22 protein-coding genes are annotated in these 25,473 nt (G+C 58.1%); 6 read left to right on the top strand and 16 right to left on the bottom strand.

Going from position 1 to position 25,473, the window contains the following annotated elements:
- Positions 1 to 2: 2 nt before the first annotated feature.
- The 6 genes from IEX40_RS20910 to rpmH all read right to left on the bottom strand — a co-directional run bounded on the left by IEX40_RS20910 (position 3) and on the right by rpmH (position 5,104).
- Entirely contained in the window at positions 3 to 923 is a 921-nt protein-coding gene (locus IEX40_RS20910) for a cation diffusion facilitator family transporter (protein ID WP_188751990.1), read from the bottom strand.
- Positions 924 to 1,019: 96 nt separating this feature from the next.
- Entirely contained in the window at positions 1,020 to 1,352 is a 333-nt protein-coding gene (locus IEX40_RS20905; RefSeq protein ID WP_373286494.1) for a DMT family transporter, read from the bottom strand.
- A 17-nt stretch (positions 1,353 to 1,369) separates the two neighbouring features.
- Positions 1,370 to 2,734: a tRNA uridine-5-carboxymethylaminomethyl(34) synthesis GTPase MnmE gene (mnmE, locus tag IEX40_RS20900; protein WP_188751986.1), complete on the bottom strand. Its 1,365-nt coding sequence runs from the start codon at positions 2,732 to 2,734 to the stop codon at positions 1,370 to 1,372.
- Positions 2,735 to 2,848: 114 nt separating this feature from the next.
- On the bottom strand, positions 2,849 to 4,555 hold the full coding sequence (gene yidC, locus IEX40_RS20895; RefSeq protein ID WP_188751984.1) for a membrane protein insertase YidC: 1,707 nt from the start codon (positions 4,553 to 4,555) through the stop codon (positions 2,849 to 2,851).
- Between the two features lie 13 nt (positions 4,556 to 4,568).
- A complete protein-coding gene (rnpA, locus tag IEX40_RS20890; protein ID WP_188751982.1) occupies positions 4,569 to 4,943 on the bottom strand; it encodes a ribonuclease P protein component in 375 nt (124 codons plus the stop codon).
- 26 nt (positions 4,944 to 4,969) lie between these two features.
- Positions 4,970 to 5,104, bottom strand: coding sequence for a 50S ribosomal protein L34 (rpmH, locus tag IEX40_RS20885; RefSeq protein ID WP_188751980.1), 135 nt, complete (start codon positions 5,102 to 5,104; stop codon positions 4,970 to 4,972).
- Between the two features lie 545 nt (positions 5,105 to 5,649).
- Between rpmH and dnaA the strand changes: the two genes are divergently transcribed.
- The 4 genes from dnaA to gyrB all read left to right on the top strand — a co-directional run bounded on the left by dnaA (position 5,650) and on the right by gyrB (position 11,932).
- Positions 5,650 to 7,209, top strand: a complete 1,560-nt coding sequence (gene dnaA, locus IEX40_RS20880) for a chromosomal replication initiator protein DnaA (protein ID WP_188751978.1) — start codon at positions 5,650 to 5,652, stop codon at positions 7,207 to 7,209.
- A 28-nt stretch (positions 7,210 to 7,237) separates the two neighbouring features.
- Positions 7,238 to 8,341 carry a DNA polymerase III subunit beta gene (gene dnaN, locus IEX40_RS20875; RefSeq protein WP_188751976.1) on the top strand — a complete coding sequence of 368 codons (1,104 nt, stop codon included), beginning with the start codon at positions 7,238 to 7,240 and terminating at the stop codon, positions 8,339 to 8,341.
- Positions 8,342 to 8,403: 62 nt separating this feature from the next.
- Positions 8,404 to 9,507: a DNA replication/repair protein RecF gene (gene recF / locus IEX40_RS20870; protein ID WP_188751974.1), complete on the top strand. Its 1,104-nt coding sequence runs from the start codon at positions 8,404 to 8,406 to the stop codon at positions 9,505 to 9,507.
- Between the two features lies 1 nt (position 9,508).
- The gene (gene gyrB, locus IEX40_RS20865) at positions 9,509 to 11,932 is read left to right on the top strand and encodes a DNA topoisomerase (ATP-hydrolyzing) subunit B (protein WP_188751972.1); all 2,424 of its coding nucleotides are present in this window, start codon (positions 9,509 to 9,511) and stop codon (positions 11,930 to 11,932) included.
- Positions 11,933 to 12,130: 198 nt separating this feature from the next.
- Here gyrB and IEX40_RS20860 read toward each other — a convergent pair whose 3' ends face one another.
- The 5 genes from IEX40_RS20860 to glyQ all read right to left on the bottom strand — a co-directional run bounded on the left by IEX40_RS20860 (position 12,131) and on the right by glyQ (position 17,419).
- On the bottom strand, positions 12,131 to 13,063 hold the full coding sequence (locus IEX40_RS20860; RefSeq protein ID WP_229680874.1) for an NAD-dependent epimerase/dehydratase family protein: 933 nt from the start codon (positions 13,061 to 13,063) through the stop codon (positions 12,131 to 12,133).
- 356 nt (positions 13,064 to 13,419) lie between these two features.
- Positions 13,420 to 13,572, bottom strand: a complete 153-nt coding sequence (gene cowN / locus IEX40_RS22290; RefSeq protein WP_373286493.1) for a N(2)-fixation sustaining protein CowN — start codon at positions 13,570 to 13,572, stop codon at positions 13,420 to 13,422.
- A 143-nt stretch (positions 13,573 to 13,715) separates the two neighbouring features.
- Positions 13,716 to 14,132 carry a bacteriohemerythrin gene (locus tag IEX40_RS20855; protein WP_188751968.1) on the bottom strand — a complete coding sequence of 139 codons (417 nt, stop codon included), beginning with the start codon at positions 14,130 to 14,132 and terminating at the stop codon, positions 13,716 to 13,718.
- A 240-nt stretch (positions 14,133 to 14,372) separates the two neighbouring features.
- Positions 14,373 to 16,445: a glycine--tRNA ligase subunit beta gene (gene glyS / locus IEX40_RS20850; RefSeq protein ID WP_188751967.1), complete on the bottom strand. Its 2,073-nt coding sequence runs from the start codon at positions 16,443 to 16,445 to the stop codon at positions 14,373 to 14,375.
- The gene (glyQ, locus tag IEX40_RS20845) at positions 16,445 to 17,419 is read right to left on the bottom strand and encodes a glycine--tRNA ligase subunit alpha (protein WP_188751965.1); all 975 of its coding nucleotides are present in this window, start codon (positions 17,417 to 17,419) and stop codon (positions 16,445 to 16,447) included. The genes glyS and glyQ overlap by 1 nt, the downstream gene beginning before the upstream one ends.
- 185 nt (positions 17,420 to 17,604) lie before the next feature.
- Here glyQ and IEX40_RS20840 point away from each other — a divergent pair, with 185 nt between their 5' ends.
- On the top strand, positions 17,605 to 18,510 hold the full coding sequence (locus IEX40_RS20840; protein ID WP_188751963.1) for a lysophospholipid acyltransferase family protein: 906 nt from the start codon (positions 17,605 to 17,607) through the stop codon (positions 18,508 to 18,510).
- A 14-nt stretch (positions 18,511 to 18,524) separates the two neighbouring features.
- On the opposite strand, the gene IEX40_RS20835 is transcribed toward IEX40_RS20840, so the two are convergent.
- The 5 genes from IEX40_RS20835 to def all read right to left on the bottom strand — a co-directional run bounded on the left by IEX40_RS20835 (position 18,525) and on the right by def (position 24,258).
- Entirely contained in the window at positions 18,525 to 19,973 is a 1,449-nt protein-coding gene (locus IEX40_RS20835; protein ID WP_188751961.1) for a TrkH family potassium uptake protein, read from the bottom strand.
- 32 nt (positions 19,974 to 20,005) lie between these two features.
- Positions 20,006 to 21,382 carry a Trk system potassium transporter TrkA gene (trkA, locus tag IEX40_RS20830; protein WP_188751959.1) on the bottom strand — a complete coding sequence of 459 codons (1,377 nt, stop codon included), beginning with the start codon at positions 21,380 to 21,382 and terminating at the stop codon, positions 20,006 to 20,008.
- Positions 21,383 to 21,416: 34 nt separating this feature from the next.
- Positions 21,417 to 22,718, bottom strand: coding sequence for a 16S rRNA (cytosine(967)-C(5))-methyltransferase RsmB (gene rsmB, locus IEX40_RS20825; protein WP_188751957.1), 1,302 nt, complete (start codon positions 22,716 to 22,718; stop codon positions 21,417 to 21,419).
- Between the two features lie 4 nt (positions 22,719 to 22,722).
- The gene (fmt, locus tag IEX40_RS20820; RefSeq protein ID WP_188751955.1) at positions 22,723 to 23,670 is read right to left on the bottom strand and encodes a methionyl-tRNA formyltransferase; all 948 of its coding nucleotides are present in this window, start codon (positions 23,668 to 23,670) and stop codon (positions 22,723 to 22,725) included.
- A 72-nt stretch (positions 23,671 to 23,742) separates the two neighbouring features.
- Positions 23,743 to 24,258, bottom strand: a complete 516-nt coding sequence (gene def / locus IEX40_RS20815) for a peptide deformylase (RefSeq protein WP_188751953.1) — start codon at positions 24,256 to 24,258, stop codon at positions 23,743 to 23,745.
- Positions 24,259 to 24,422: 164 nt separating this feature from the next.
- Between def and IEX40_RS20810 the strand changes: the two genes are divergently transcribed.
- On the top strand, positions 24,423 to 25,463 hold the full coding sequence (locus IEX40_RS20810; RefSeq protein WP_188751951.1) for a LysM peptidoglycan-binding domain-containing protein: 1,041 nt from the start codon (positions 24,423 to 24,425) through the stop codon (positions 25,461 to 25,463).
- Positions 25,464 to 25,473 lie beyond the last annotated feature (10 nt).

The following is a 25,473-nucleotide window of genomic DNA, read 5'->3' as shown; positions in this document are numbered from 1 at the left end:
GCTTACTGCTCATCCGGTTGCAGGGTGCAGCGGTGCTGGTTGCCCTGCTCGATCTGCAGCGTAGAGTGCGCGATCCCAAAGCCTCTCTCCAGTCCGCTGCGCATCTCGGCCATTGCCGCGTCACCGGGATAGCCCTCCGGCATCACCAGGTGTGCGGTCAATGCGCTTTCCGTCGTACTCATACCCCAGATATGCAGATCGCGCACTTCATGCACGCCCGGTTGCTGCTGCAGGAAATCCATCACCGCCTGCGGATCGATATGCGTCGGCACGGCATTCAACGCCAGTTGTACCGCCTCGCGCAACAGCCCCACCGTACCGAGCAGGATCACCAGTACGATCACCAGACTGATCAGCGGATCCACCCAGTACCAACCGGTGAACATAATCAGGATGCCACTGATAACCACGCCCAGTGATACGGCGGTATCGGCCGCCATATGCAGCCAGGCACCGCGGATATTGATGTCCTGTTTCTGACCACGCATGAACAGCAGGGCGGAGTAGCCATTGATCAGGATGCCGATGCCGGCGACCAGGGTCACGGTGAGGCCGGAGACAGCGGGGCTGTCGAAGAAGCGCTCGATCGCTTCCCAGCCGATGGCGCCACAGGCCAGCAGTAGCAGCATGGCATTACCCAGGGCGGCCAGGATCGAACTGCTGCGCAGGCCGAAGGTAAAGCGTTGGCTTGGGGCGCGGCGGGATAGCAACAGGGCGCTCCAGGCCAGGATCAGACCAAGCACATCGGACAGATTGTGACCGGCATCGGCCATCAGTGCGGTGGAGTTAGCGATAAAACCGAACAGAAATTCGGTGATCACGAAGGCACTGTTCAACGCGATCGCGATGATGAAGGCACGGCCCTGAGTGTTGGCGGGGGTGTGATGATGGTGCTGGTGACCCGCGCGGTGCTGATGCGCCATGTCAAAGATCCCTGTCCCGGTTTACTCTCGGATACCCTAAGCCTGTCATCTCTGAACAGCGAAGAAAAGGGGGACAGAGCCTGGTGGTTTTATCGGTTAATGGGTGATCGAGGTGGAAAACAGATTGACGATCATCACCCCGACGATGATAAATCCGATGCCGATCATGGCGGCCAGGTCGAGCGTCTGGCGGAACAGAACGTAGCCCGCGGCGGCGATCAGCACGATGCCAAGCCCACTCCAGATCGCATAAGCCAGACCCAGGGGAATCTGTTTCAGTACCAGCGACAGGAAATAGAAGGCGCCGATGTAGCAGCCGGCCATGATCAGTGTCGGTACCAGCTGGGTGAACTGCTCCGATTTCTGCAGATAGGTGGTACCCACGACTTCGAGCAGGATTGCCAGCGCGAGAATGGCATAGGTGGAGATGAGTGGCGTCATCGTCTCTACTTTCCGATACAGAACGAGCTGAAGATTCTGCCGAGAAGGTCGTCCGGTGTAAATTCACCGGTAATCTCGCCCAGCACCTGCTGCGCCAGACGCAGATCCTCTGCCAGCAACTCGCCGGCGCCATCGGATTTCAACTGCGCCAGACCGGTTTCGAGCAGCTCACGGGCACGTTCCAGGGCATCGATATGGCGGCGGCGTGCCATGAAGCCTCCCTCCGTGGTACTGGTAAATCCCATTACCGCCTTCAGGTGATCGCGTAACAACTCGACACCGCCGCCTTTCTTGGCCGATAGCGCGATAAGTGTGTGCTCACCAACCTGTTCGATGCGGGGGGATTCTCCGCTCAGATCCGCCTTGTTGCGGATCAGCGTCAGGTGGCTGAGATCATCGAGATGCTCGCCCAGTTCCGGCCACAGGCTCAGCGGGTCGGTGGTCTCAGAGCGGGTGCTGTCGACCATCATCAGAATACGATCGGCGTTACGGATCTCGGCCCAGGCGCGGTCGATGCCGATGCGCTCCACTTCGTCCGGGGCATCGCGCAGTCCGGCGGTATCGATAATATGCAGCGGCATGCCGTCGATATGGATATGTTCGCGCAGCACGTCGCGGGTGGTGCCCTCGATATCGGTAACGATGGCGGTTTCGCGTCCGGCCAGTGCGTTGAGCAGGCTCGACTTGCCGGCGTTGGGGCGACCGGCGATCACCACACTCATCCCCTCGCGCAGCAGACTGCCCTGGCGCGCCTCCTGGCGGACCTGGGCCAGGCGCTGGAGTATGGTCTCGAGATCGCTCTGTACCTTGCCGTCGGCGAGGAAATCGATCTCCTCCTCGGGAAAGTCGATCGCCGCCTCGACGTAGATGCGCAGCTGGATCAACGCCTCCACCAGTTCATGTACCCGTCGCGAGAAAACCCCCTGCAGTGAACGCAGGGCGCAACGTGCGGCCTGTTCCGATGAGCTGTCGATCAGGTCCGCGATCGCTTCGGCCTGGGCCAGATCCAGTTTATCGTTGAGGAAGGCGCGCTCGGAAAACTCGCCGGGCCGGGCCGGGCGTGCGCCCAGTGCGATCAGCTCCTGCAGCAGCAGATCCAGGATGATCGGGCCGCCGTGACCCTGGAACTCCACCACATCTTCTCCGGTGAAGGAGTTGGGGCCGGGGAAGTAGATCGCGATCCCCTGGTCCAACTCCTCGCGCTGCTGGTTCAGAAATGCGGCGAAATGCGCGTGTCGGGGCTGGGGAGTGAAACCGAGCAGGCGCTCGGCCAGCGCCAGTGCCTGGGGACCGGAGACACGGATAATCCCGACGCCCCCACGGCCCGGTGGGGTTGCTTGCGCAACAATGGTGTCTTGATTGATCTGCATAGCCTGGGTCCTGGAGTTTACTCGTCTTCTGCCGCGTACACCTGCGTTTGCGGGAACGCATAGATCCTAAACATAAAAAGGCTCCCGCAGGAGCCCTTTTTATCAATCTGGCCGTTAGGCCGTCTTGGTATCGCCCGCCTCGATCTGGCGGTTGATGATCCACTGTTGGGCGATCGACAGGACGTTGTTGACCAGCCAGTACAGTACCAGACCTGCCGGGAACCAGAGGAAGAAGAAGGTGAAGATGATCGGCAGCAGCTTCATGATCTTCGCCTGCATCGGATCGGGCGGCGTCGGGTTCAGCATCTGCTGAATGAACATGGTGACACCCATCAGGATCGGCAGGATGAAGTAGGGATCCATCTGCGACAGGTCCTGGATGTAGCCGAAGAAGGGCGCGTGGCGCAGTTCGACCGACTCCATCAATACCCAGTACAGGGCGATGAACACCGGCATCTGCACCAAAATCGGCAGACAGCCGCCCAGCGGATTGATCTTCTCCTTCTGGTACAGCTTCATCATCTCCTGGGACATCTTCTGGCGGTCGTCGCCAAACTGCTCCTTCAGGCGCTGCATCTCGGGCCCAAACTTGCGCATCTTCGCCATCGACTTGAACGCCTTGGCGTTGAGCTGGAACAGCGCAATCTTAACCAGCAGGGTGATGCCGATGATGGCCAGGCCCCAGTTGCCGACCAGCGAGTGGATCCACTTCAGCAACATGTACAGTGGTGAGGCGATCCACCACAGGATGCCGTAGTCGACGGTCAGCTTCAGGTTGGGTGCAGTCGCCTCCATCTGCTCCTGGTCTTTCGGACCGGCGTAGAAGGTGGCGCTGACACTCTGGTTCTGTCCCGGCGCCACCTCGAACGAGGGCGACAGGAAGCCGACAATGTAGTTGCCGTTCAGCTTGCGTGACTGGTAGCTGTACTCGGCACCGGGTGCCGGAATCCAGGCGCTGACGAAATAGTGCTGGACCATCGCGACCCAACCGTCCTGGCTGCTGGCGCTGAAGCGCTCCTCATCCATATCGTCGAAGTTGACCTTCTGGTAGTTGTTCTCGCCAGTGGAGAACACCGCGCCCAGGTAGGACTGCATGCCCATTGAGGTCTGCTGCGAGGGATCAGCGCTACTGTCGCGCTTGATCTGGCCGAACAGCACACCCTGCCAGGGTTCCTGGCTCTGGTTGTCAACGATGTAGTCGAGGCCGATACGATACTGACCGCGAGTGAAGGTGAAACGCTTGGTCAACTTGACGCCATCGGTCTGGACCAGGGTCAGATCCACATTGAGGCTGTCCTGCTCGCCGAGCTGGAAATCGGTAGCGCTGACCTGATACACCGGGCGGCCGCTTTTCTTGCCATCGGGACCATCGCGTCCAACCAGACCACTCTGGGCGACATAGGTGCGGTTGGCATTCTGTTCCAGCAGCACGAACGGCTCGCCTGAGTTGAGCGCCGATTCCTGCTTGGGCAGTGCGACCTGAATGATATCCCCGCCGTGCGGATCGATCAGCACCTGCAGTACATCGGTGCTGACGCTGATCAGCTGGTTGGCATTACCTGCTGCAGCGCCCTGGGCCTGATCGGCCGGGTTGGATACCTGCGGAATATCGGCAGTGGGCACCCCGGCAGCGGCATCCGATGCGACACCGGCCGCCGGCAGTTCGCCGTTGGCGCTATTGCTGTAGGCGGACACGCTGGGGGCCTGTTGCTGGGCTGTAGCCTGCTGTTGGGCGGGACCGTAGTCCTCGTTCCACTGCAGTACCAGCATGTAGGAGATGAGTGCCAAGGCGGCAATCAGTATGACTCGCTGTACATCCATGGCGAAGGGACCATCAACTATTTCTGTGAGCTTTTTGGGCTTTTTTGATCAATCTGGACCAGCAGCGCTCAATCATCTTGTGCAGCTCGGGGTTTTCGAGCTCATCCAGACCACGTCGGGCCAGAACGACGATATCCACATTGGGGAGCTGATGCTGATGCAGGCGAAAAGACTCGCGAATGATACGCCGAACGCGGTTGCGTTTGACAGCCCGACGGATGTTTTTTTTGGAAATAACAAAGCCGATGCGGGGATGTTCAAGGTTATTGGGGGAGGAGAGTATGAGCAGTGGTTGCTCGGATACCTTGAACGCGGCCTTATCGAACACGCGCTTGAAATCCCCGCCAGTTAATAAGCGTAACTGGCGGGGATATTCGAATTCAGCCATGCAGACGTTTAATCCTGCTGGCAGAATTAAACGGTAAGGCTTTTACGGCCTTTGGCGCGACGACGGTTCAGAACCTGACGGCCATTCTTGGTTGCCATGCGAGCACGGAAACCGTGGGTGCGATTGCGCTTAAGTACGCTCGGTTGGAATGTTCTTTTCATTGCCTCAGTCCTACTAACGTTCTGTACGTGAGGTGCTGATCCACGTATAGGTAAAAATCAAGACGCGAGATTCTAGTTAATCGCTATGCCAGATGCAAACTTTTTATCCAGCTTTTCGCGACGGGAAGGGAGTTTGGGGGCATATAGAAGAAATGAGGCAGTCTGTCCCCTGGCTGAAGCATGGGATTCTGGTAGCTCGGACGCGGCGTGCAGGAGTCGAAGCCGCAGCATTGCTAAATTCTGTTTGTAACTTTAAATAGAATAATAAAAACATATATATAAACTGTTCATAAGGCTATTGAAAGCTTGTTTTCAACTTGTGTTTGTTGGATTTTTGGTGGATAAGGCCGGGCTGGTGCGCTTGGCGTACAGGCGAAGAGCCTGAAATCATCGAATCTGAAAAAGTTTGCCCACAGCTGTGTATAACTGCTCTTTGAATGGGTAGAATAGCGGGCAGTTCAAACTAAGACGGCTGTCCGGTCGGTGATGACCAGCGCAGTCGCGATAATTATCAAAGTCAAAGTGCTTTATCAGGGGTTAAAGGGATGTCGGTCGAACTTTGGGAGCAGTGCCTGAAGAGCCTGCAGCAGGAGTTTCCTGCCCAGCAGTTCAATACCTGGATACGTCCGCTGCGGGCGGATGGCTCTGATAACGCACTGGTGCTGCTGGCGCCCAATCGTTTCGTGCGTGATTGGGTGGCGGACAAGTTCCTCTCCCGTATCCGCCAGGTGGTCGCGGATGTCAGTGGTGATATCAGTACCGAAGTTCGCCTGGATATCGCTGGTCGTGCTGCTGCCGGCATGGGAGCCGCTGAGGTAACCTCCAGCGCTCGTCGACGTACCGCGCCGATTCGCAAGCGTGTTGTGGCCAGTACGGTGCCGGAGATGGCGCCGCGGGCAAGGTTCTCGCCCGTTCCCGAGCCTGAGCCCGAGGACATGGACCAATCCGCCGGTCTTGCGCCCGCTCCGGTCGAGGGCAACAGCTTCCACCCCGAGCCGCAGCTCGAGCTCGATATGCTGCCCAGTGACGAGGTGATGCGTCCACGTCAGGAGCGTCGGGTCGAGGTCGAGGGCAGTGTTCGTCATCAGTCCAATCTGAACCCCTCGTTCACCTTCCAGTCGTTCGTTCAGGGTAAGTCCAACCAACTTGCGCTGGCGGCGGCCCAGCAGGTGGCTGACAACCCGGGCGGTGCGTATAACCCGCTGTTCATCTACGGTGGCGTCGGCCTCGGTAAGACCCACTTGATGCATGCGGTGGGTACCGAGATGCTCAAACGCAACCCCAACGCACGTATCGTCTACCTGCACTCTGAGCGCTTCGTCGCCGATATGGTCAAGGCGCTGCAGCTTAATGCGATCAACGACTTCAAGCGCTACTACCGTTCGGTGGATGCGCTGCTGATCGACGATATCCAGTTCTTTGCCGGCAAGGAGCGTTCCCAGGAGGAGTTTTTCCACACCTTCAACGCGCTGCTTGAGGGCGGTCAGCAGATGATTCTGACCTCGGACCGCTACCCGAAGGAGATCAGTGGCGTCGAGGAGCGTCTCAAGTCCCGCTTCGGTTGGGGACTGACGGTGGCGATCGAGCCTCCTGAGCTGGAGACGCGGGTGGCGATCCTGATGAAGAAGGCGCAGGAGGCCAAGGTGAACCTGCCGGACGATTCCGCGTTCTTCCTGGCGCAGAAGATTCGCTCCAACGTGCGCGAACTCGAAGGTGCGTTGAAGCGGGTTATCGCCAACGCCCACTTTACCGGCAACGCGATCAATACACCGTTTATAAAAGAGTCACTTAAGGACCTGCTGGCATTGCAGGATAAACAGGTTAGTATTGACAACATCCAGCGCGTTGTTGCGGATTATTACAAGATCAAGGTCGCCGATCTGTTGTCGAAACGACGCAGCCGCTCGGTGGCCAGACCACGCCAGGTGGCGATGAGTCTGGCCAAGGAGCTGACCAACCACAGCCTGCCGGAGATCGGCAATGCGTTTGGTGGCCGAGATCACACCACGGTGCTCCATGCCTGTCGCAAGATCAAAGAGTTGCGAGAGAGTGATACGGACATCGCCGAAGATTACAAAAACCTGCTGCGTCATCTGACGGCGTAGTGATCGGATCCTGACAAGGTAGACAGCCATGAGATTCGTAATTTCCCGTGAAGCCCTGATCAAGCCGTTACAGCTGGTAGCCGGTGTAGTGGAACGTCGTCAGACGCTGCCCGTGCTCTCCAACATCCTGCTCGTCGCCGAGGGTAATCAACTTTCATTGACCGGTACGGATCTGGAGGTTGAGCTGATCGGACGGGTTGAGTTGGATGAGCCAGCTGAAGCCGGATCAGTGACCGTCCCGGCGCGCAAACTGATGGATATTTGTAAGTCGCTGTCCGACGACGCCAGGATCGAGCTTGAACTCTCCGGTCAGAAGATGGTGATCAAGTCCGGTCGCAGCCGCTTCTCGCTGTCGACGCTGCCGGCCAGTGAGTTCCCCAATGTGGAGGACAGTCCGCAGGCGATGCAGCTGACCCTGCCGCAGGCGGCGCTGCGCCACCTGATCGAGCAGACCGGCTTCTCCATGGCGCAGCAGGATGTGCGCTACTACCTGAACGGTATGCTGCTCGAGGTGCGCGATGGCACGCTGCGCGCGGTCTCCACCGACGGCCACCGTCTGGCCACCGCGATCAGCGATGTCGAAGTGGAGGACGGTATCCAGCACCAGATCATCGTGCCGCGCAAGGGTATTCTCGAGCTGGCACGCCTGCTTCAGGGCGGCGACAATCCGGTTAGCCTGGTGATCGGTGCCAACCATATCCGCGCCAACGTCGGTGACTTTACCTTCACCTCCAAGCTGGTCGACGGCAAGTTCCCCGATTATCAGCGTGTAATCCCGCGTAACGGTGACAAGACGATGCTGGGTGATCGTCTCGAGCTGCGTCAGGTATTCAGTCGTATCGCCATCCTCTCCAACGAGAAGTACCGCGGTGTGCGCCTGTCGCTCTCGGACGGTATGCTACAGGTGATGGCGAACAACCCAGAGCAGGAGGAAGCGGAAGAGACGGTGGCGGTCGATTATGAGGGCGGCACGCTCGAGATCGGTTTTAACGTCAACTATCTGCTCGATGTGCTCTCCATCCTGAACTCTGACGTGGTGCGCTTTACCCTGTTCGACTCCAACTCCAGCGCATTGATCGAAGGTTTCGAAGAGCCGGATTCAACCTACGTTGTCATGCCAATGCGCATGTAATAGACGATGTAAGTACACACTAACAAGGTTGGTGTGTACTTACTTCCATCATCGATTTCGCTATGTTGATCTCTCAACTGCAGGTCCGGAACGTGCGCAATCTGAGCGCCGTGGAGTTGCAGCCCGCCTCACGTATCAATCTCCTTTATGGAGAGAACGGCAGTGGTAAAACCAGTCTGCTTGAGGCTATCCATCTGCTCGGCCTCGGTCGCTCCTTCCGCACCCAGCAATATCGTCAGCTGATCCAGAGCGAGCGAGATGAGCTGCTGGTGTTTTCACAGATCGATCCGTTCAATAGGGGAGAGTCTCGTCCCCTGGGTGTGAGCCGGGCGCGCGAGGGTGAGCTTCGCGTTCGTTACGCCGGTGAAAGTATCGGCTCCGCCGAACTTGCCAGCCTGATGCCGCTGCTGGTGATCAACTCCGACACCTTTGCTCTGCTGGAGGGATCCCCCTCTGTTCGGCGCCAGTTTATCGACTGGGGCGGATTCCACTCGGATCCCGGTTTTATCCGGCTTTGGCGTGGATTTCATCGTGTACTGAAACAGCGAAATTCACTGCTGAAATGTGGTAAAATCGACAGTCGCGTCAGGGCGCTCTGGGACACGGAGCTGGTCGCCTTTGCCGAGCCTTTGACCGCGCTGCGTAGCGCCTATGTCGAAGCGTTGATTCCGGTGTTCGAGGAGATTCTGTCCGAACTGTTGTCCGGTGTGCAGGTCCAACTGCGCTTCTCTGCCGGCTGGGATGCCAAGCGTTCATTGGCCCAGGTGTTGGAGGAGAACTTTGAGCGTGATCTGCGCCAGGGGTTCAGTAGCAGTGGACCCCAGCGTGCCGATCTGCGCTTCAGGGTAGAGGGGCAGGACGCGGCCGAACGGCTGTCGCGGGGGCAGAAAAAGCTCGTCGTGAGTGCGTTGAAACTGGCCCAGGGTGCGCTGTTTCATCGTCAGAGTCAGCGTGCCTGCGTCTACCTGATCGACGATCTACCGTCGGAGCTGGATGAGCGACACTGCCGCCAGTTCTGCCGTTTTTTGGAAAAGAGCGCCAACCAGTGCTTCATCACCTGTGTTGACCCCGGTTTGCTGAGCCGTGTCTGGAAAGAGGATACGGCGTTGGCACTGTTCAGGGTCGATCAGGGAACAATATCGCAGTCTGCTGCACCAGGAGAATGAGATGAGTGGTGAAAACCAGAGCTATGATTCGTCCAGTATCAAAGTACTGAAAGGGCTGGATGCTGTACGTAAGCGCCCCGGCATGTATATCGGGGACACGGACGATGGCAGTGGTTTGCATCATATGGTGTTCGAGCTGGTCGACAACGGTATCGACGAGGCGCTCGCCGGTCACTGTTCCGAGATCGGCGTGATTATCCATCAGGATGAGAGCGTGACCGTATCGGATAACGGCCGTGGTATCCCCACCGATATCCACAAGGAGGAGGGGGTCTCCGCCGCCGAGGTGATCATGACCGTGCTGCATGCCGGCGGCAAGTTCGACGACAACACCTACAAGGTATCCGGCGGTCTGCACGGTGTGGGTGTATCGGTGGTAAACGCCCTGTCCAGCGAGCTGCGCCTGACCATCCGCCGCGCCGGCCAGGTTCACGAACAGGTCTACCACCACGGTGTTCCCCAGGCGCCGCTGGCGGTCATCGGCGAAACCGAAGGTACCGGCACCATCGTCCGGTTCAAGCCCTCGGAAGCGACCTTCAGCAACATCAACTTCCAGTACGATATCCTGGCCAAGCGCCTGCGCGAGCTGTCGTTCCTGAACTCCGGCGTGCGCATCCGACTCAAGGATGAGCGTAGCGGTCGCGAGGAGGTATTCGAATATGAGGGCGGTCTGGCGGCATTCGTCGAGTTCCTGAACCAGAACAAGTCGCCGATCAACAAGATTTTCCACTTCAACGCCATGCATGAGAACGGCGTTGGTGTCGAAGTTGCGATGCAGTGGAACGACAGCTTCCAGGAGAGCCTGCACTGCTTTGCCAACAACATTCCTCAGCGTGATGGCGGTACCCACCTGTCCGGTTTCCGCGCCGCGCTGACACGCTCGTTGAACGGTTATATCGAGTCCGAGCAACTGAACAAGAACGGCAAGGTCAGCACCAGTGGTGACGACAGCCGTGAGGGCCTGACCGCGATCATTTCGGTCAAGGTACCGGACCCCAAATTCTCCTCGCAGACCAAGGACAAACTGGTGTCCTCGGAGGTGAAAACCGCTGTTGAGCAGATGATGGCGCAGTTCCTCAACGATTACCTGTTGGAGAACCCGCAGGACGCCAAGGCGGTGGTGCAGAAGATGATCGATGCTGCCCGTGCCCGTGAGGCGGCGCGTAAGGCGCGTGAGATGACCCGTCGCAAGGGTGCGCTGGATATCGCCGGTCTGCCCGGCAAGCTGGCGGATTGCCAGGAGAAGGATCCAGCGCTCTCAGAACTCTACCTGGTGGAGGGTGACTCCGCAGGCGGCTCGGCCAAGCAGGGGCGCGATCGTCGCACCCAGGCGATCCTGCCGCTCAAGGGTAAGATCCTCAACGTGGAGAAGGCCCGCTTTGACAAGATGCTGACCTCGGCCGAGGTAGGCACGCTGATCACCGCGCTGGGTTGTGGTATTGGTCGCGATGAGTACAACATCGAGAAGCTGCGCTACCATCGCATCATCATCATGACCGATGCGGACGTGGATGGTTCGCACATCCGTACCCTGCTGTTGACCTTCTTCTTCCGTCAGCTGCCGGAACTGATCGAGCGCGGCTATATCTATATCGCCCAGCCGCCGCTATACAAGGTCAAGAGGGGTAAGCAGGAGCAGTACCTCAAGGACGATGACGCGATGGAGAACTACCTGCTGCAGGGGGCTCTGGACGGCGCTGCGCTCTATATCAGCGAGGAGGCGCCGCCGGTTTCCGGTGAGGCGTTGGAGGATCTGGTCAGCCGTTACCGTAAGGTTGAGCGCACCATCGAGCGCTTGGGCAAACTCTATCCGAAAGCGGTATTGAATCAACTGCTCTATCTGCCGACGATAACTGTCGAGGAGTTGGCGTCGAAAGAGACTGTTGAGGGCTGGGTCGCAAGTCTCAATGAGGCACTGATCGCACATGCCACCAGCAGCGCCGAAAGCTACGAGTGCCGGGTCGAGCTGGACCGCGAGCACAGCCTGTACCTTCCGCGTATTCGGCATATTCACCACAGTGTGGAAACCGATTATCAACTGGACCTGGATCTGTTCCGGTCGCGTGATTTCCAGTCGATTGTGCAGTTGGGCAACGAGCTGCAGTCACTGCTCGAAGATGGTGCCTTCCTGCAGCGGGGTGAGCGCCGCTTCAGCCTGAGCGATCTGGGCGCCGGTATACGCTGGTTGATGGATCTCTCGCGCCGTGGCAACACCATCCAGCGCTACAAGGGTCTGGGTGAGATGAACCCGGATCAGCTCTGGGAAACTACCATGGACCCGAATGCTCGTCGTATGCTTCAGGTCTCCATTGACGATGCCATCGCGGCCGATCAGCTGTTCACAACGCTGATGGGGGATGAGGTTGAACCGCGTCGTAACTTCATCGAAGCCAACGCGCTGAATGTGGCCAACCTCGACGTGTGATACTTGTCATGTCAGATCTCATTTAGCGTGAAACGCCGTCTCATTAATGTGAAATGGCGTCTCATTTAGGATGAAATGGGGATGAAAAAAGCAGCCGATTGGCTGCTTTTTTGTTGGGTGTCTATCCTGTCTTTCAAGCGCTGTGATCGCCTAGGTATTCGGACCCGCAACAGTGGGCCGGCAATTGCCTGGAAAAGGCTACACAGCTTTCTGCATCATTGCCTGAAGCGCATCACTGATCCCTTTGCGGTAATCAGTCGCTTGCAAGCCATAGGCGGACTCGATCTTGCTGCTGTCAAAGCAGTAGTCATTGTCAAACTGGTACATCATCTCCCGGTTTTCGCGCAGCACCGGCACGAACAGAGCCATGAGGCCTAACAGCCAGCGAGGCGCCACCTGCAGCTTGCAGGCTTGCCCTGACAACTCGCAGGCCAGACGGACAAAGTCGGCACCTGAAAGCCGCTCCTTGCTGGTTGGCAGGTGCCAGGTCTGGCCATATGCCTGTGGGGTTCGTCCCAGCAACGCTATTGCCGAACCGATATCCGGTACGTAGGTAAACGTATGCACCTTATCCGGATCACCTATCCACTGGGGGGCTTTGCCTGCCGCAAGTCGGGAAAATACAGTCGCGTGGGGGAAGCTGTTTGTGACCTTGGGACCATAGAAGTCGGCTGAGCGTGCAATCATCGCCTGCAGATTGCCACTGCTTATTTCATCCAGCAGCATGCTGGCGATCTTTGCTCTCACTTCACCTTTCTTGCTGATTGGATTGAAAGGCGTTTCCTCTGTCATTGCGCCTTCGACCTGTCCATAGGCATACACATTGTCCAGGAACACGAGGCGGGCGCCGTGACGGGTGCAGGCGTCGATAACATTGCGCATCACGCGTGGCCATTGCGCCTGCCATACGGATACGTCGTATTTCAGACCGGCGAGTAAGTAGACGACTTCGCTACCCGCGACGGCGTTGGCTGTCGCCTCAGCATCCAACAGATCGGCAGTGAAGGTGTCGTCCGTCGGATTGACCTTCTGTGGATTCCGGCTTACCTGCCGAATAGCGGTATGGTTTCCAGCTAGTGCACGAGACAGCTCTTGTCCTACTACTCCATTAGCACCGAGTATCGTGTGCATTTCCATAATCTCCCTAACGAGTATTAAATGCCACTTCATGTGGCGACATCGCTTAGGGTAACGCACTTCGATTATCGTTTTGCGAACAAAACTGCAATTCCCTCCCTGAATAGGCGCCGTATATGAGAGCCGAGGCTGGTTTCACGTGGAACCTGAAGAGTCATCGCGGGCATGCACACCGAGAACGAGGATGAACCTGTCGTGGTATCACCCGCTACTGCATGTCTTTGCAGCAGCACTCCTGTTCGATTTTCACAGCATATCACGCGGGGTTGGTCGCCACAGGAGTGCAGGTATTCATATAGCGTGTTGATCTGGGCGCCGATGAAAAACCTGTCGTCATGCTTCATACGGCGCTACTCTTCAAGCTTGAGGTGAAGTATAGATGCCATGTTGGGATTGCCATTTGTGCTGTCTAGATTAGCGATTAGCGCCTTCATGAGGCTATTGGCTTGTGTGTCGCATTCGATTCCACAAAAGCTGATATAACGGTTGGTAGCGGTAATCATGGACATGGTTTAATCCCCCGGCCTTCGGTGACGATAAATACGCTACTTGTAGCCGGGTGAGAGATGAATTCGTCTGTTCTGTAGGGATGGGGCCCACGCCCGTTAACTGGTTGATCCAGCTGCGGCTCCCTTTACGGCTAGCCTCAGCGCTGTCCTACTTCGGTGCCTTTGAGGTGCGCGGCCAGCGCGCTGTCCATGGTCTTGGCGTGGAGGTCGAACCATCCTGGCAGTCCTTCATTCAGCCAGATACGCGCCATCGCTGTCTTCCCCGCGGTTGCGCGCCGGGCGAACCGCTCCAGTTCACCGAGTGTGCGTTGATGATCTGCACGATGCTCGGCATAGGAGGGAAAGGCCGTCTCTATCATGCGCTGTTCCTCGACACTGAAATGCTGCTGTGTGTGTTCGAACAGTTTGTTTAGTGAGGCAGCAAACTGGTCACCGCTCTCACCGGTAGCCTCCTGGCAGAGCTGTAAAAATTCAATATGGGTTTGGTCCATATTGCCGTCGCCAAGGCGGTAGTAGGTATTAAACTCACAGAGCATCTCATCGATCTTCGGCATCTTCTCTACAGGCTCCTGATTGTTGATGGGCGTCTTTAAATAAGCTACTGCAACCTGTGTGCCAGTGGGGCTGAACCCGGGTCGCGCGGTAGTGTGCGACGCTTGGGCGGTAAGCCGATGCTAGGGTATTCGATGTTTCACGTGAAACAAGGGTTGAGTGTTCGTTTGCGTTGAGGGCAAAGTGTGCGGAGACAAAAAAAGGCCCCTGTATCAGGGGCCTCTGTGTTTCAGGCAGGTAGATCAGCCAGCTATGAGCGAGATGTCGGCTACACCGAGGAATAGATTCCTGAGCCGCTGCAGCAGCGCTAAGCGGTTGTTGCGTACCGCCTCGTCATCGGCCATTACCATGACATCTTCAAAGAAGCGGTCGACCGGGCCCTGGAGTTGAGCGAGAGACTCAAGCGCTTGTTCATAGGCGCCTTCCGCGAATAGCGGTTGGATCTCCGCTTCCAACTTGTCGACCTGGGTGGCCAGTGCCTTTTCGGCATCATCCGATAGCAGCGCAGGGTTAACCTCGGTGCTGATCGCACCCTCCTGTTTGCTTAGGATGTTGCTGACACGCTTGTTGGCTGCTGCCAGCGACGCCGCCTCATTCAGCGTGCGGAAGTGTGCCACAGCACGAACTCGGCGGTCGAAATCCAGCGGCCGGCTCGGGCGCAGGGTATGCACGGCCAGGTAATTGTCGACGCTGATGCCTCGCTCTTCGTACCAGGCGCGGAACCGCTCAAGCATGAACTCCAGCACCTGTTCTGTCGCAGTTGCTTTTGCCGGCAGTTCGCCGTGGAGCTCGGTGGCCGCTGCGAGTAGGGATTTCAGGTCCAGCTCAAGCTCGCGCTCGACGATGATGCGCAGAACACCAAGCGTAGCGCGGCGCAGCGCAAAGGGATCTTTCGATCCAGTAGGTGGCTGGTTGATGCCGAACAGTCCAACGAGTGTGTCGAGACGGTCCGCGATGGCAACCGCGATACCGGTACGGGTCTGGGGTAGTTCATCACCGTGGAAGCGTGGCATGTAGTGTTCGTTCTGAGCCAGTGCCACCTCTTCCGGTTCGCCGTCATTCTGCGCGTAGTGGAAGCCCATGAGGCCCTGAAGTTCAGGGAACTCGAGAACCATGTCCGATACCAGGTCGGTCTTGCAGAGTATCCCTGCTCGCTCCGCTTGCACGGCGTCGCCACCGATCTGCTCGGCCACCAGGTGTGCGAGTTTGGAGATGCGAACGCTCTTGTCGTAAACGGTACCAAGCTCTTTCTGGAAAACGATCTTCTTCAGAGCGTCGACGCGTGATTCGAGGCTGTGCTTTTTATCGGTCTCGAAGAAGAACGCTGCATCCGACAAACGCGGACGGATCACCTTCTCGTTGCCCTCTATCACCTGCTGTGGATCTTTGGATTCGATGTTGGCTACGGTGATGAAGTAAGGCATTAATTTGCCGTCGGCATCCAGAAGGTGGAAGTACTTCTGGTTGTCCGCCATGGTGGAGATCAGCGCCTGGGCCGGGACATCCAGGAAGCGCTCTTCAAATCGCCCGGTCAGTGCGACCGGCCACTCGTTCAAGGCCGTCACCTCGTCCAGCAGACCAGGGTCGATCTCGACCTGCCCGCCTACGCGCGCCGCTTGGGCGAGCAGTTGGTTACGGATCAGCTCGCGACGGCTGTCGAAATCGGCGAGAACCTTGCCCTTCTCCTTCAGCACGTTGGCATACTCGCGGCCGGCGAACAGCTCGATCGGTTCGTTATAGTGGAAACGGTGGCCCCGGGTATGACGGCCGGCTTGGTGACCAAGCAGTTTGCAAGGAACTACTTCGTCTCCCAGCAGCATGACGACCCATTTCACCGGGCGCACGAATTCGGCCCGTGATGAACCCCAGCGCATACGCTTGGGTATCGGCAGGTTGTCCAGCGCGTTGCCAACGATCTCAGGTAGCAGCGGCGCGACAGGTTGGGCTGGGTTGATCTGCTCGAAGCTGATTTTGCCATCAACCTCGGTAAGCTGATCGATGCTGGTGCCGCACTTACGCGCGAAACCTTCCAGTGCCTTACTGGGGTTGCCCTCTTTATCGTAAGCGATGCTCGCTGGCGGCCCTTGTACCAGGGTGCGACTTTCGGCGACCTCGGTGGGCAGCTCAATGATCAGCAGTGCCAGGCGACGGGGCGCGGCATAGGATGTGAAGTTGAGGCTGCCGATAGCCGTTTCGCCAAGCAGTGCCGTGAGCCCTTTGCGGACCTCGTTCTCCAATGCTTCCGACAGTGTCTTGAGCGCTTTAGGCGGGAGCTCTTCGGTGCCGAGCTCAAACAGAAAATCCTTGGCTGACATCAGTGCTTCTCCTCCTGGCTGGCGGCAATCACCTCATCACGCAGCTCTGGGTCTGCGAGCGGAAAGCCCAGCTTCTTGCGGGCGTTGAAATAGGCATGAGCCACGTCGCGGGCCAGCGTGCGTACACGCAGTATGTAGCGCTGGCGCTCGGTGACAGAGATGGCATGGCGTGCGTCGAGCAGGTTAAAGGTGTGCGATGCTTTCAGCACCTGCTCATAGGCGGGCAGCGGCAGAGGCGTTTCGAGTGCCAATAGCTTGTTGCACTCCCGCTCGTGATAATCGAAATTTCCGAACAGGGTGTCAACGTCCGCGTGCTCAAAGTTGTAGGTGGACTGCTCCACTTCGTTCTGATGGTAAACATCGCCGTAGGTGACAATAGTGCCGTCCGGACTGCGTGACCACACCAGGTCGTACACGCTGTCGACTTTCTGCAGGTACATGGCGATACGTTCCAGACCGTAGGTGATCTCGCCGGTGACCGGGTAGCACTCCAGGCCGCCCGCCTGCTGGAAGTAGGTGAACTGGGTTACCTCCATGCCATTGAGCCAGATCTCCCAGCCCAAGCCCCAGGCGCCAAGCGTCGGTGATTCCCAGTTGTCCTCGACGAAACGGATATCGTGTACCAGGGGGTCAATGCCGATGCGCGCCAGTGAGCCGAGGTATAGCTCCTGGAAATTATCCGGATTGGGTTTGAGTACTACCTGGAACTGATAGTAATGCTGCAGGCGGTTGGGGTTTTCACCGTAGCGGCCGTCGGTTGGGCGACGGCTCGGCTGGACATAAGCAGAACGCCAGCGCTCAGGTCCGATGGACCTCAGGAATGTGGCCGGATGGAAAGTGCCGGCACCGACTTCAAGATCCAGCGGCTGCACAATGACGCAGCCCTGCTCGGCCCAAAACTGCTGCAGAGCGAGGATCAGTCCCTGGAAAGTGCTAACGTCTGGATTAACCTTGTCAGTCACGGAAATCACCATTGAGTTCGAAGTGGACAAAATAAGGCCCGAATTATACATGATTGGTTGTGCTTAGTGGTTCTATCGCGCTCCTCCCGGGACTGAAATCTGTGGGGTCCCGGTACCGGCGTTGTTGGTGCTGAGCTTGGCAGGTTTGGCTGGCGGTTTATAATGCCGCGAAACCTCATTAACGCATTGGTGTCGTCTTGAAAGAGTTTAAGGTTCTGTCCGCCATTGTGGCGATGGCCGCTGTATCCCTGTTGCCGCTGAGTTGGGCCCAGGCACTGGGGCGTACACTGGGGCGCAGGATTTACGCCAAGGGCGAACGTAACCAACTTCATAATGTCACGCGCGCCAATATCGGTATCTGTTTTCCTACGCTTGACGATGTTTCACGTGAAACACTGATTCGCGAGAGTCTGGAGCAGACAGGCTGTTCGCTCGCCGAGATGGGCCTGTCCTGGTTCTGGTCACCAAAGCGGGTGTTGAAAAAAGTGCGCAGCGTACAGGGTGAGGAGCTTATCGCGGACGAGTTGCGCGAGGGCCGAGGTATCCTGTTGATTGCGCCGCACCTGGGTAACTGGGAGGTGATGAACCTTTATCTTTCACAGCACTATCCCGTTACGGCGATGTATAAGCCGCCCAAGCAGAAGTTGCTGGATAACCTGATTCTGAAGCGCCGCGCCCGCCTGGGCTCTCAAATGGCCCCAGCTGATGCTAAAGGGGTGCGTATGGTGATCAAGGCGCTGCGTAAGGGTGGCATCGTGGGCATACTGCCTGATCAGGAACCGGATCGTTCGGGTGGCGTCTATGCGCCGTTCTACGGCGAGCCAGCACTGACCATGAAGCTGCTGCCCCAGTTGGCGGCGCAGACCGGTGTTCGGGTGTTCTGCGGCTACGGAAAACGTCTGGATAACGGCGAAGGGTTTGAGCTGCGTTTCTCGCCGGCCGATCCCGATATCGGTAGCAAGGACCTGGTCTCAGCGGCCACGGCAATGAATATGAGCATCGAGCGCTGTGTTGATGAGTGCCCGGCGCAATACCAGTGGGAATATAAGCGCTTCAACACCCGTGAGGATAGCTCACGAGGGCCCTACGCGCGTAAGCGATAAACCCAGCTGAACGCTTAACGGCGCCAGAAAGCCGGCGAGAGCAGCACCAGTAGCGTGAATACCTCGAGACGACCCAGCAGCATCGCCAGACACAGAATCCATTTGGCTGTGGCGTTCAGATCGCCGTAGTGCAGCGCAACCCCTCCCAGGCCGGGGCCCAGGTTGTTTAGTGTGGCGCCCACCGCCGACCACGCGGTCACCTGATCCAGGCCGGTTGCCAGCAGGCCGATCAACATGATCACGAAAACGATTAGGTAAACCGAGAAAAAACCCCAAACCGCCTCCAGCACGTTATCCCCTATCGGGCGTTTCCCAAGCTTGACCGGGATAATGGCATTGGGGTGGATCAGGCGCAGAATTTCGCGGTGTCCTTGTTTAAGGATCAGCAGTATACGGATCACCTTCATGCCGCCGCCGGTGGAACCGGCACAGCCGCCCGCGAAGGCGGCGACGAAGAGCAAGAATGGCAGCATGGAGGGCCAGTGGGAGAAGTCCGAGGTGGTAAAGCCGGTCGTGGTCGCGATCGACACGACCATGAAACTGGCCTTGCGCAGACTCTCCAGCGGATCAAATGTGGCCGTAGCCACCAGCGAGACGAAGGCGAAGGCGGTAATGCTGACCAGTAACATCAGGTAGAACTTGAACTCTGGATCCTTCAGGTAGTGCAGCAGTGTGCGTTGGCGCCAAGCGAAGAAGTGAAGGCCGAAGTTAACCCCTGATACCACCATGAAAAACACGCAGATCGCTTCGATCAACGGGCTGTCGAAGTACGCCATGCTCTCGTCATGAGTGGAGAACCCGCCTATGGCTACGGTGGAGAAGCTGTGGCCGATGGCGTCGAACATCGACATGCCCGCGGCCCAATAGCCAAGTGCGCAAGCGACGGTCAGCGACAGATAGATATACCAGAGTGCCTTGGCGGTTTCGGTGATGCGCGGGGTCAGCTTGGAGTCTTTGACGGGGCCCGGGGTCTCGGCGCGATAGAGCTGCATACCGCCGATGCCGAGCATCGGCAGAATGGCAACGGCCAATACGATAATGCCCATACCGCCAAACCACTGCAGCTGCTGACGGTAGTACAGCAGCGATTTCGGCAGTGTATCGAGACCGGTCATCACCGTGGCTCCGGTCGTGGTGAGTCCGGACAGTGACTCAAAGATGGCATCGGTGAAGCTCAGGTGCGGGGATTGAGAAAGCTGAAGCGGCAACGAACCCGCTGCTGCCAGTACGCTCCAGAACAGCACGGTGATCAGGAAGCCGTCCCGTGTGCGCAGATCCTGGCGTACGTTGAACACCGGTAACCAGATGATAAAGCCGATCAGCAGCGTGATGGCAAAGGCGATCGCAAATGCGTGTACCGCGCCGTCGTTGTAATACAGCGATACCAGCATCGGCGGAATCTGGGTGATGCTGAAGATCATCAGCAGAATCCCAAGAATGCGCAGTATCACTTTAAAATGCATGGCGTAGATCCGTTGCTAAGGCAGATAATCGGTTAGAAGAAGGTCAAGCCAACCTGGAACAGTCTCTCTACATCGTTAATGCGGCGGTTGTCGACCAGGAACAGAATGACGTGGTCGCCGTTTTCCACCACAACATCGTCGTGCGCGATCAGCACCTCATCCTTGCGCACGATGGCGCCGATGGTGGTGCCCGGCGGCAATGCGATCTCTTCGATGGTGCGCCCCACCACCTTGGAACTGCGAGGGTCGCCGTGGGCAACGGCCTCCAGCGCCTCTGCGGCACCGCGGCGCAGTGAGTGCACCGCGGCCACATCGCCGCGCCGGACATGGGTCAGCAGCGCGCCGATCGTGGTCTGCTGCGGGGAAATAGCGATATCGATGACGCCGCCCTGCACCAGGTCCACGTAAGCGGGGTTGTTAATCAGCGTCATTACGGTGCGGGCACCAAGTCGTTTGGCCAGCATCGAGGCCATGATATTGGCCTCGTCGTCATTGGTCAGGGCGCAGAAAACATCGGTATCTTCGATGTTCTCCTCCAGCAGCAGCTCGCGGTCGGAAGCGCTGCCATGCAGGACGATGGTGTTGTTCAGATGACGGGCCAGCTGGTTGCAGCGATTGATGTTGCGCTCGATGATCTTGACCTGGAACTGGTTTTCAATGGTGCTGGCCAGGCGGGCGCCGATGTTACCGCCCCCGGCGATGATGATCCGTTTATACGGTGTATCCAGCCTGCGCAGTTCGCTCATCACAGCGCGGATATCGCGTTGAGCGGCGATGAAAAACACCTCGTCGTCCGCTTCGATCACGGTATCCCCCTTCGGGATGATCGGCCGATCCTGGCGAAAAATGGCCGCCACACGGGTGTCGACCTTGGGCATGTGCGAACGCAGGTAAGCGATCTCCCGACCCACCAGAGGGCCACCATAGTAGGCGCGCACGGCAACCAGCTGTGCCTTGCCGCCGGCGAAATCGAGTACCTGCAGCGCCCCCGGGTGCTGGATCATGCGCTTGATATGCATGGTCACCAGCTCTTCCGGACTGATCAGGACATCGACCGGTATCGCTTTGACGTCGAAAATCGCCTTATCTTTCTGCAGATAGTCATGTTCGCGGACGCGGGCGATTTTGGTGGGCACGTTGAACACTGTATGCGCGACCTGGCAGGCGATCATATTGACCTCGTCACTGTTGGTAACAGCGATCAACATATCGGCATCCTGGGCGCCGGCCTGATCCAGTACGCTGGGATAGGAGGCTTTGCCCTCTACCGTGCGGATGTCGAGTCTATCCTGAAGCTCGCGCAGTCGGCTGGTATCAGTATCGACGACGGTGATGTCGTTGGCTTCGTTGGCCAGGTGATCGGCCAGAGAGCCGCCAACCTGGCCAGCACCCAGTATAATGATCTTCATTCAAAGCCTCTGTCGTTACTTGCCTTCGCAGTCGCTAGGCGTCCTTTGTCAGAATGGCGTAATAAAAACCGTCGTGCTCCCCCGCTACCGGGAAAAGCTGGCGCCCGTAAGGCCTTTCGATGCCGCAGGTCAGGGGCACGGGCAGTGATTTGGCGTCGGCGTGGAGTTTAACAAAGCGCTCCACGATTCGCTCATTCTCTTGCGGGAATATCGAGCAAGTGGCGTAGACCAATCGACCACCGGCGGCGAGCATCTCCCACAGGTTGTCGAGTATGCTCAACTGCAGGTTGGCCAGACCCAGAATGTCTTCGTTGCGGCGGAGCAGTTTTATGTCGGGATTTCGGCGGATAACCCCTGTACCACTGCAGGGGGCATCGATCAGAATCCGGTCGAACGGAGTGCCGTTCCACCAGTCGCGGGCACTGGCGTCGCCCAGATGGAGCACACACTCATGCGACAGCTTGAGCCGCTCCAGATTGTCTCGCACTTTCTCCAGCCTTGAGGGTTCCATCTCCACCGCGATCGCTTCGGCGAGCGAGGGCTGAGTTTCCAGCAGGTGGCACAGCTTGCCCCCCGGTGCGGCACAGGCATCAAGTACGCGCTGACCGGGCTGGGCATCGAGCAGGATGCAAGCGAGTTGGGCCGCCTCATCCTGTACACTTAAATGTCCCTGACTAAAACCCGGTAGCTTGGCTACATCCACCGGCTCCGCCAGCGTGAGCGCCTGCGGCGAGAGCTGTCCAGGTTCTGCGGCGATCTGGTTTTGCTTGAGGCTTTCTAAAGCTTCCGCCCTGGTTAGTAAGCGCTCATTTACTCGCAGTGTCATAGGGCCCTGAGTATCGTTCTGCTGCAGTATCGTCTGCCAGTGATCGGGCCAGTTGTGACGGAGTTTATCGATCATCCAAAGTGGGTGGTTATATTGAAACTGCTCATCCTGCTCCAGCGCTGCTTCAATCTCTGACTGCTCCCGTTGAAAACGGCGAAGCACGGCATTGAACAACTTGCCGGCCCAGGCCTTATTCAGTTCACGGGTGCCTTCGACGGTTTCGCTGACGGCCGCGTGGGCCGGCACTCTCATGCTGCGCAGCTGGTACAAACCAACCAGCAGCAGTGCCTGCAGATCCTGGTCGTGCGCCTGCAGCGGTCGTTTGAGCAGCGCGCCGGCGATAGCATTCAGTCGATACAGGTCGCGCAGGGTGCCGTAGCACAGCTGCCGAAGCAGTGCTCTGTCCTGCGTCGGACACTGGGCCATCGCGTCCGGCAGCGTCGACTTGAGCGAGCCATGGTGGCTCAGCAGTGGTTCCAGCACGCGTGCCGCTATTACCCTGATATTCATCGCATTAACCCAGTTGTGTGCCGATGGCGAAGCGCTCCCGATGTGCGTTCAACAGCGCCGATACCGGAGTGGGTTTACCTCCGGGCAACTGCAGCAGGGTCAGCACCAGGCGGTCCCGGCCGGTCGCGACGACAACGCCGTCAGCGTCGTGCGCAACGACAGTGCCGGGTGGCTGGTCGTCAGCGCCCGCTTTGGTACGCGCACCCCAAACCCGAAGTGTCTGTCCATTAACCTCAGTGTAGGCGACCGGCCAGGGATTCAAACCTCGCACCTGCCTCTCCAGAGACTCGGCGGGCTGACGCCAGTCCAGTTTGCCCTCCTGCTTCTCCAGCTTGGCGGCGTAGCAGGCCAGGCTGTCATCCTGCGGGGTCCCGTCCAATGTGCCCTCGGATAGTGGCTCCAGCGCCTGAACCAGGGTTTGCGCGCCCAGCGCTGCCAGGCGGTCATGCAGCAGGCCGCTGGTGTCGTCGGCCAGTATCGGGCAGCGGGCGATGCTGAGCATGGCGCCGGTGTCGAGGCCGGCGTCCATCTGCATGATGGTGATGCCGGTTTCTGTGTCGCCGGCCAGCAGGGCGCGATGGATGGGCGCTGCGCCGCGCCAGCGCGGCAGCAGGGACGCATGCACGTTGATACAGCCGAGACGGGGTGTATCCAGTACCACCTGAGGCAGGATCAGACCGTAGGCGACGACGATCATCAGGTCGGCGTCGAACGCGGCAAGCTGCTGCTGTGCGTCGGGGTCACGCAGCGACGTGGGCTGGCAGACCTCGATCTGATGTTCCAGTGCCAGCTGTTTGACCGGGCTGGGCGTCAGTTTGCGCCCTCTTCCGGCCGGCCGGTCGGGCTGGGTATAGACGGCGACAACCTCATGCTCCGTGCTCAATACGGCATTGAGGCTGGCGGCGGCGAATTCAGGGGTTCCGGCGAAGATGATTTTCAGGCGCTTGGTCATGGGGCATCTTTATCCAGTAGGCATACAAAAACAGGTTTGCCTGGGCAAACCTGTTTTTATCTCGGGTGCGACTCAGCCGCTGATGGCTTCCTGCCGGTGCTTCTTTTCCAGCTTGCCGCGGATTCGGTTGCGCTTCAGGGCGGAGAGATAGTCGACGAACAGCTTGCCGTTCAGGTGGTCAAGCTCGTGCTGGATACAGACCGCGAGCAGGCCGTCGGCAACGAAGTTCTGCTCTTCGCCGTTACGGTTCAGCGAGCTGACCTGGATCTTTTGTGGGCGATTGACGTTGTCAAAAAAGCCCGGAACCGACAGACAACCCTCCTGCATCTCTTCAAGTGTGTCGTCCAGTACCGTATATTCGGGATTGATCAGGGCCAGGGGTTCCGATTTATCCTCCGACAGGTCGATGGTAACGACCCTTTTGTGGACGTTAACCTGAGTGGCTGCCAGGCCTATGCCAGGCGCGTCGTACATCGTCTCGAACATGTCATCGATGAGTTGTTTAATCTCCTCATCGACTACATCCACCGGTTCGGCGATAGTGCGCAGTCGAGGATCTGGGAATTCAAGAATCTTGAGCTTGGACATAGTATCTGCTTAAACGGATGTTCGACGGAGGCGTCGGATGGAGTAAAGTAAGATAAGATGCGTCCTATTATACTGATAATGTTGTCTAATGCATGCTCAGACGCCTTTGAACCTGCCGACCGGGCTGGGATGCGGAGGTTGTTTGCGTTACAAGGGAACTGAAAATGAACCGATTGCTTTGCGCAACGCTGACCGCGGCAGTTCTGCTGCTGGGCAGCCCGGCTCAGGCTGAGGTCCGCAAGGACCGGATCGAATTGGCGGAGGGACATCCTACGGAGTATGTCGTTGTTAGAGGCGACACGCTTTGGGATATCTCCGGCCGTTTCCTGAAATCCCCCTGGCTTTGGCCAGACGTGTGGTACGTCAACCCGCAGATCGATAACCCCCATCTGATCTATCCCGGGGATATCATCTACCTGACCTGGGTGGATGGCCAGCCCCGGCTGAGTCTCAAGCGCGGCATACGCAAGCTGAGTCCGCAGGCACGGGTAACACCCTTGGATCAGGCGATTCCAGCGATCTCGCTGAAGGATATTGCCAGCTTCCTGAACGATAACATCGTCCTGGACCAGGATCTGCTCGAGCGCGCGCCCTACGTTATCGGCGGCAAGAATGAGCGGATCATCGCCGGTAGTGGCGACCGTGTATACGCCCGTGGTGAACCGGTGGAAAACGTCTCCTTGCAGGGGATCTACCGTCCGGCCAAGGCCTACAACGATCCCTTTACCAACGAGCTGCTCGGCTACGAGCTGTACCGCGTTGCCGATGGTCGCATCATGGCGCGAGACAGTGATTCGCAAGTGTTGACCATGGACCTGCTGGAAACTAACGAAGAGGTGCGTGTCCGCGACCGCGTGGTACCGAACGACGAGAGCCGTATTCAGTCGGTTTTCTACCCCTCAGCCGGTCCTCAGCTTGCTAACGCGGTAATTATGGATGTGCTGGGTGGCGTGGCCAAGATCGGTCAGTTCGATGCCGTTACGCTGAACGTCGGCGCCCGTGAAGGGGTGGAAGTTGGCAACGTGCTGGCGATCTTCAACAAGGGCGAGACGGTGAAGGATCCGGTGACCGAAGAGATGATCACCCTGCCGTCGGAAAAAGCCGGCACGCTGATGGTGTTCAAGGTGTTCGACAAGGTCAGTTATGGACTTGTCATGCGCGCCAGCAATGTGATCTCGGTGGGCGATAGCCTGAAGAGTCCCTGAACGACCGGGA

This window comes from Marinobacterium zhoushanense (assembly GCF_014641945.1).
GTDB lineage: Bacteria > Pseudomonadota > Gammaproteobacteria > Pseudomonadales > Balneatricaceae > Marinobacterium_D > Marinobacterium_D zhoushanense.
Note: the sequence above shows the minus strand (reverse complement) of the source record. Positions and strands in the feature narration are given on the sequence as shown.

Excerpts from the sequence above, each read along its gene's own strand:
- IEX40_RS20910 (WP_188751990.1), bottom strand. The coding sequence starts at position 923 with ATGGCGCATCAGCACCGCGCGGGTCACCAGCACCATCATCACACCCCC.
- mnmE (WP_188751986.1), bottom strand. The coding sequence starts at position 2,734 with ATGCAGATCAATCAAGACACCATTGTTGCGCAAGCAACCCCACCGGGC.
- yidC (WP_188751984.1), bottom strand. The coding sequence starts at position 4,555 with ATGGATGTACAGCGAGTCATACTGATTGCCGCCTTGGCACTCATCTCC.
- rnpA (WP_188751982.1), bottom strand. The coding sequence starts at position 4,943 with ATGGCTGAATTCGAATATCCCCGCCAGTTACGCTTATTAACTGGCGGG.
- rpmH (WP_188751980.1), bottom strand. The coding sequence starts at position 5,104 with ATGAAAAGAACATTCCAACCGAGCGTACTTAAGCGCAATCGCACCCAC.
- dnaA (WP_188751978.1), top strand. The coding sequence starts at position 5,650 with ATGTCGGTCGAACTTTGGGAGCAGTGCCTGAAGAGCCTGCAGCAGGAG.
- dnaN (WP_188751976.1), top strand. The coding sequence starts at position 7,238 with ATGAGATTCGTAATTTCCCGTGAAGCCCTGATCAAGCCGTTACAGCTG.
- recF (WP_188751974.1), top strand. The coding sequence starts at position 8,404 with ATGTTGATCTCTCAACTGCAGGTCCGGAACGTGCGCAATCTGAGCGCC.
- gyrB (WP_188751972.1), top strand. The coding sequence starts at position 9,509 with ATGAGTGGTGAAAACCAGAGCTATGATTCGTCCAGTATCAAAGTACTG.
- IEX40_RS20860 (WP_229680874.1), bottom strand. The coding sequence starts at position 13,063 with ATGCACACGATACTCGGTGCTAATGGAGTAGTAGGACAAGAGCTGTCT.
- cowN (WP_373286493.1), bottom strand. The coding sequence starts at position 13,572 with ATGATTACCGCTACCAACCGTTATATCAGCTTTTGTGGAATCGAATGC.
- IEX40_RS20855 (WP_188751968.1), bottom strand. The coding sequence starts at position 14,132 with ATGCCGAAGATCGATGAGATGCTCTGTGAGTTTAATACCTACTACCGC.
- glyS (WP_188751967.1), bottom strand. The coding sequence starts at position 16,445 with ATGTCAGCCAAGGATTTTCTGTTTGAGCTCGGCACCGAAGAGCTCCCG.
- glyQ (WP_188751965.1), bottom strand. The coding sequence starts at position 17,419 with ATGGTGATTTCCGTGACTGACAAGGTTAATCCAGACGTTAGCACTTTC.
- IEX40_RS20835 (WP_188751961.1), bottom strand. The coding sequence starts at position 19,973 with ATGCATTTTAAAGTGATACTGCGCATTCTTGGGATTCTGCTGATGATC.
- trkA (WP_188751959.1), bottom strand. The coding sequence starts at position 21,382 with ATGAAGATCATTATACTGGGTGCTGGCCAGGTTGGCGGCTCTCTGGCC.
- rsmB (WP_188751957.1), bottom strand. The coding sequence starts at position 22,718 with ATGAATATCAGGGTAATAGCGGCACGCGTGCTGGAACCACTGCTGAGC.
- fmt (WP_188751955.1), bottom strand. The coding sequence starts at position 23,670 with ATGACCAAGCGCCTGAAAATCATCTTCGCCGGAACCCCTGAATTCGCC.
- def (WP_188751953.1), bottom strand. The coding sequence starts at position 24,258 with ATGTCCAAGCTCAAGATTCTTGAATTCCCAGATCCTCGACTGCGCACT.
- IEX40_RS20810 (WP_188751951.1), top strand. The coding sequence starts at position 24,423 with ATGAACCGATTGCTTTGCGCAACGCTGACCGCGGCAGTTCTGCTGCTG.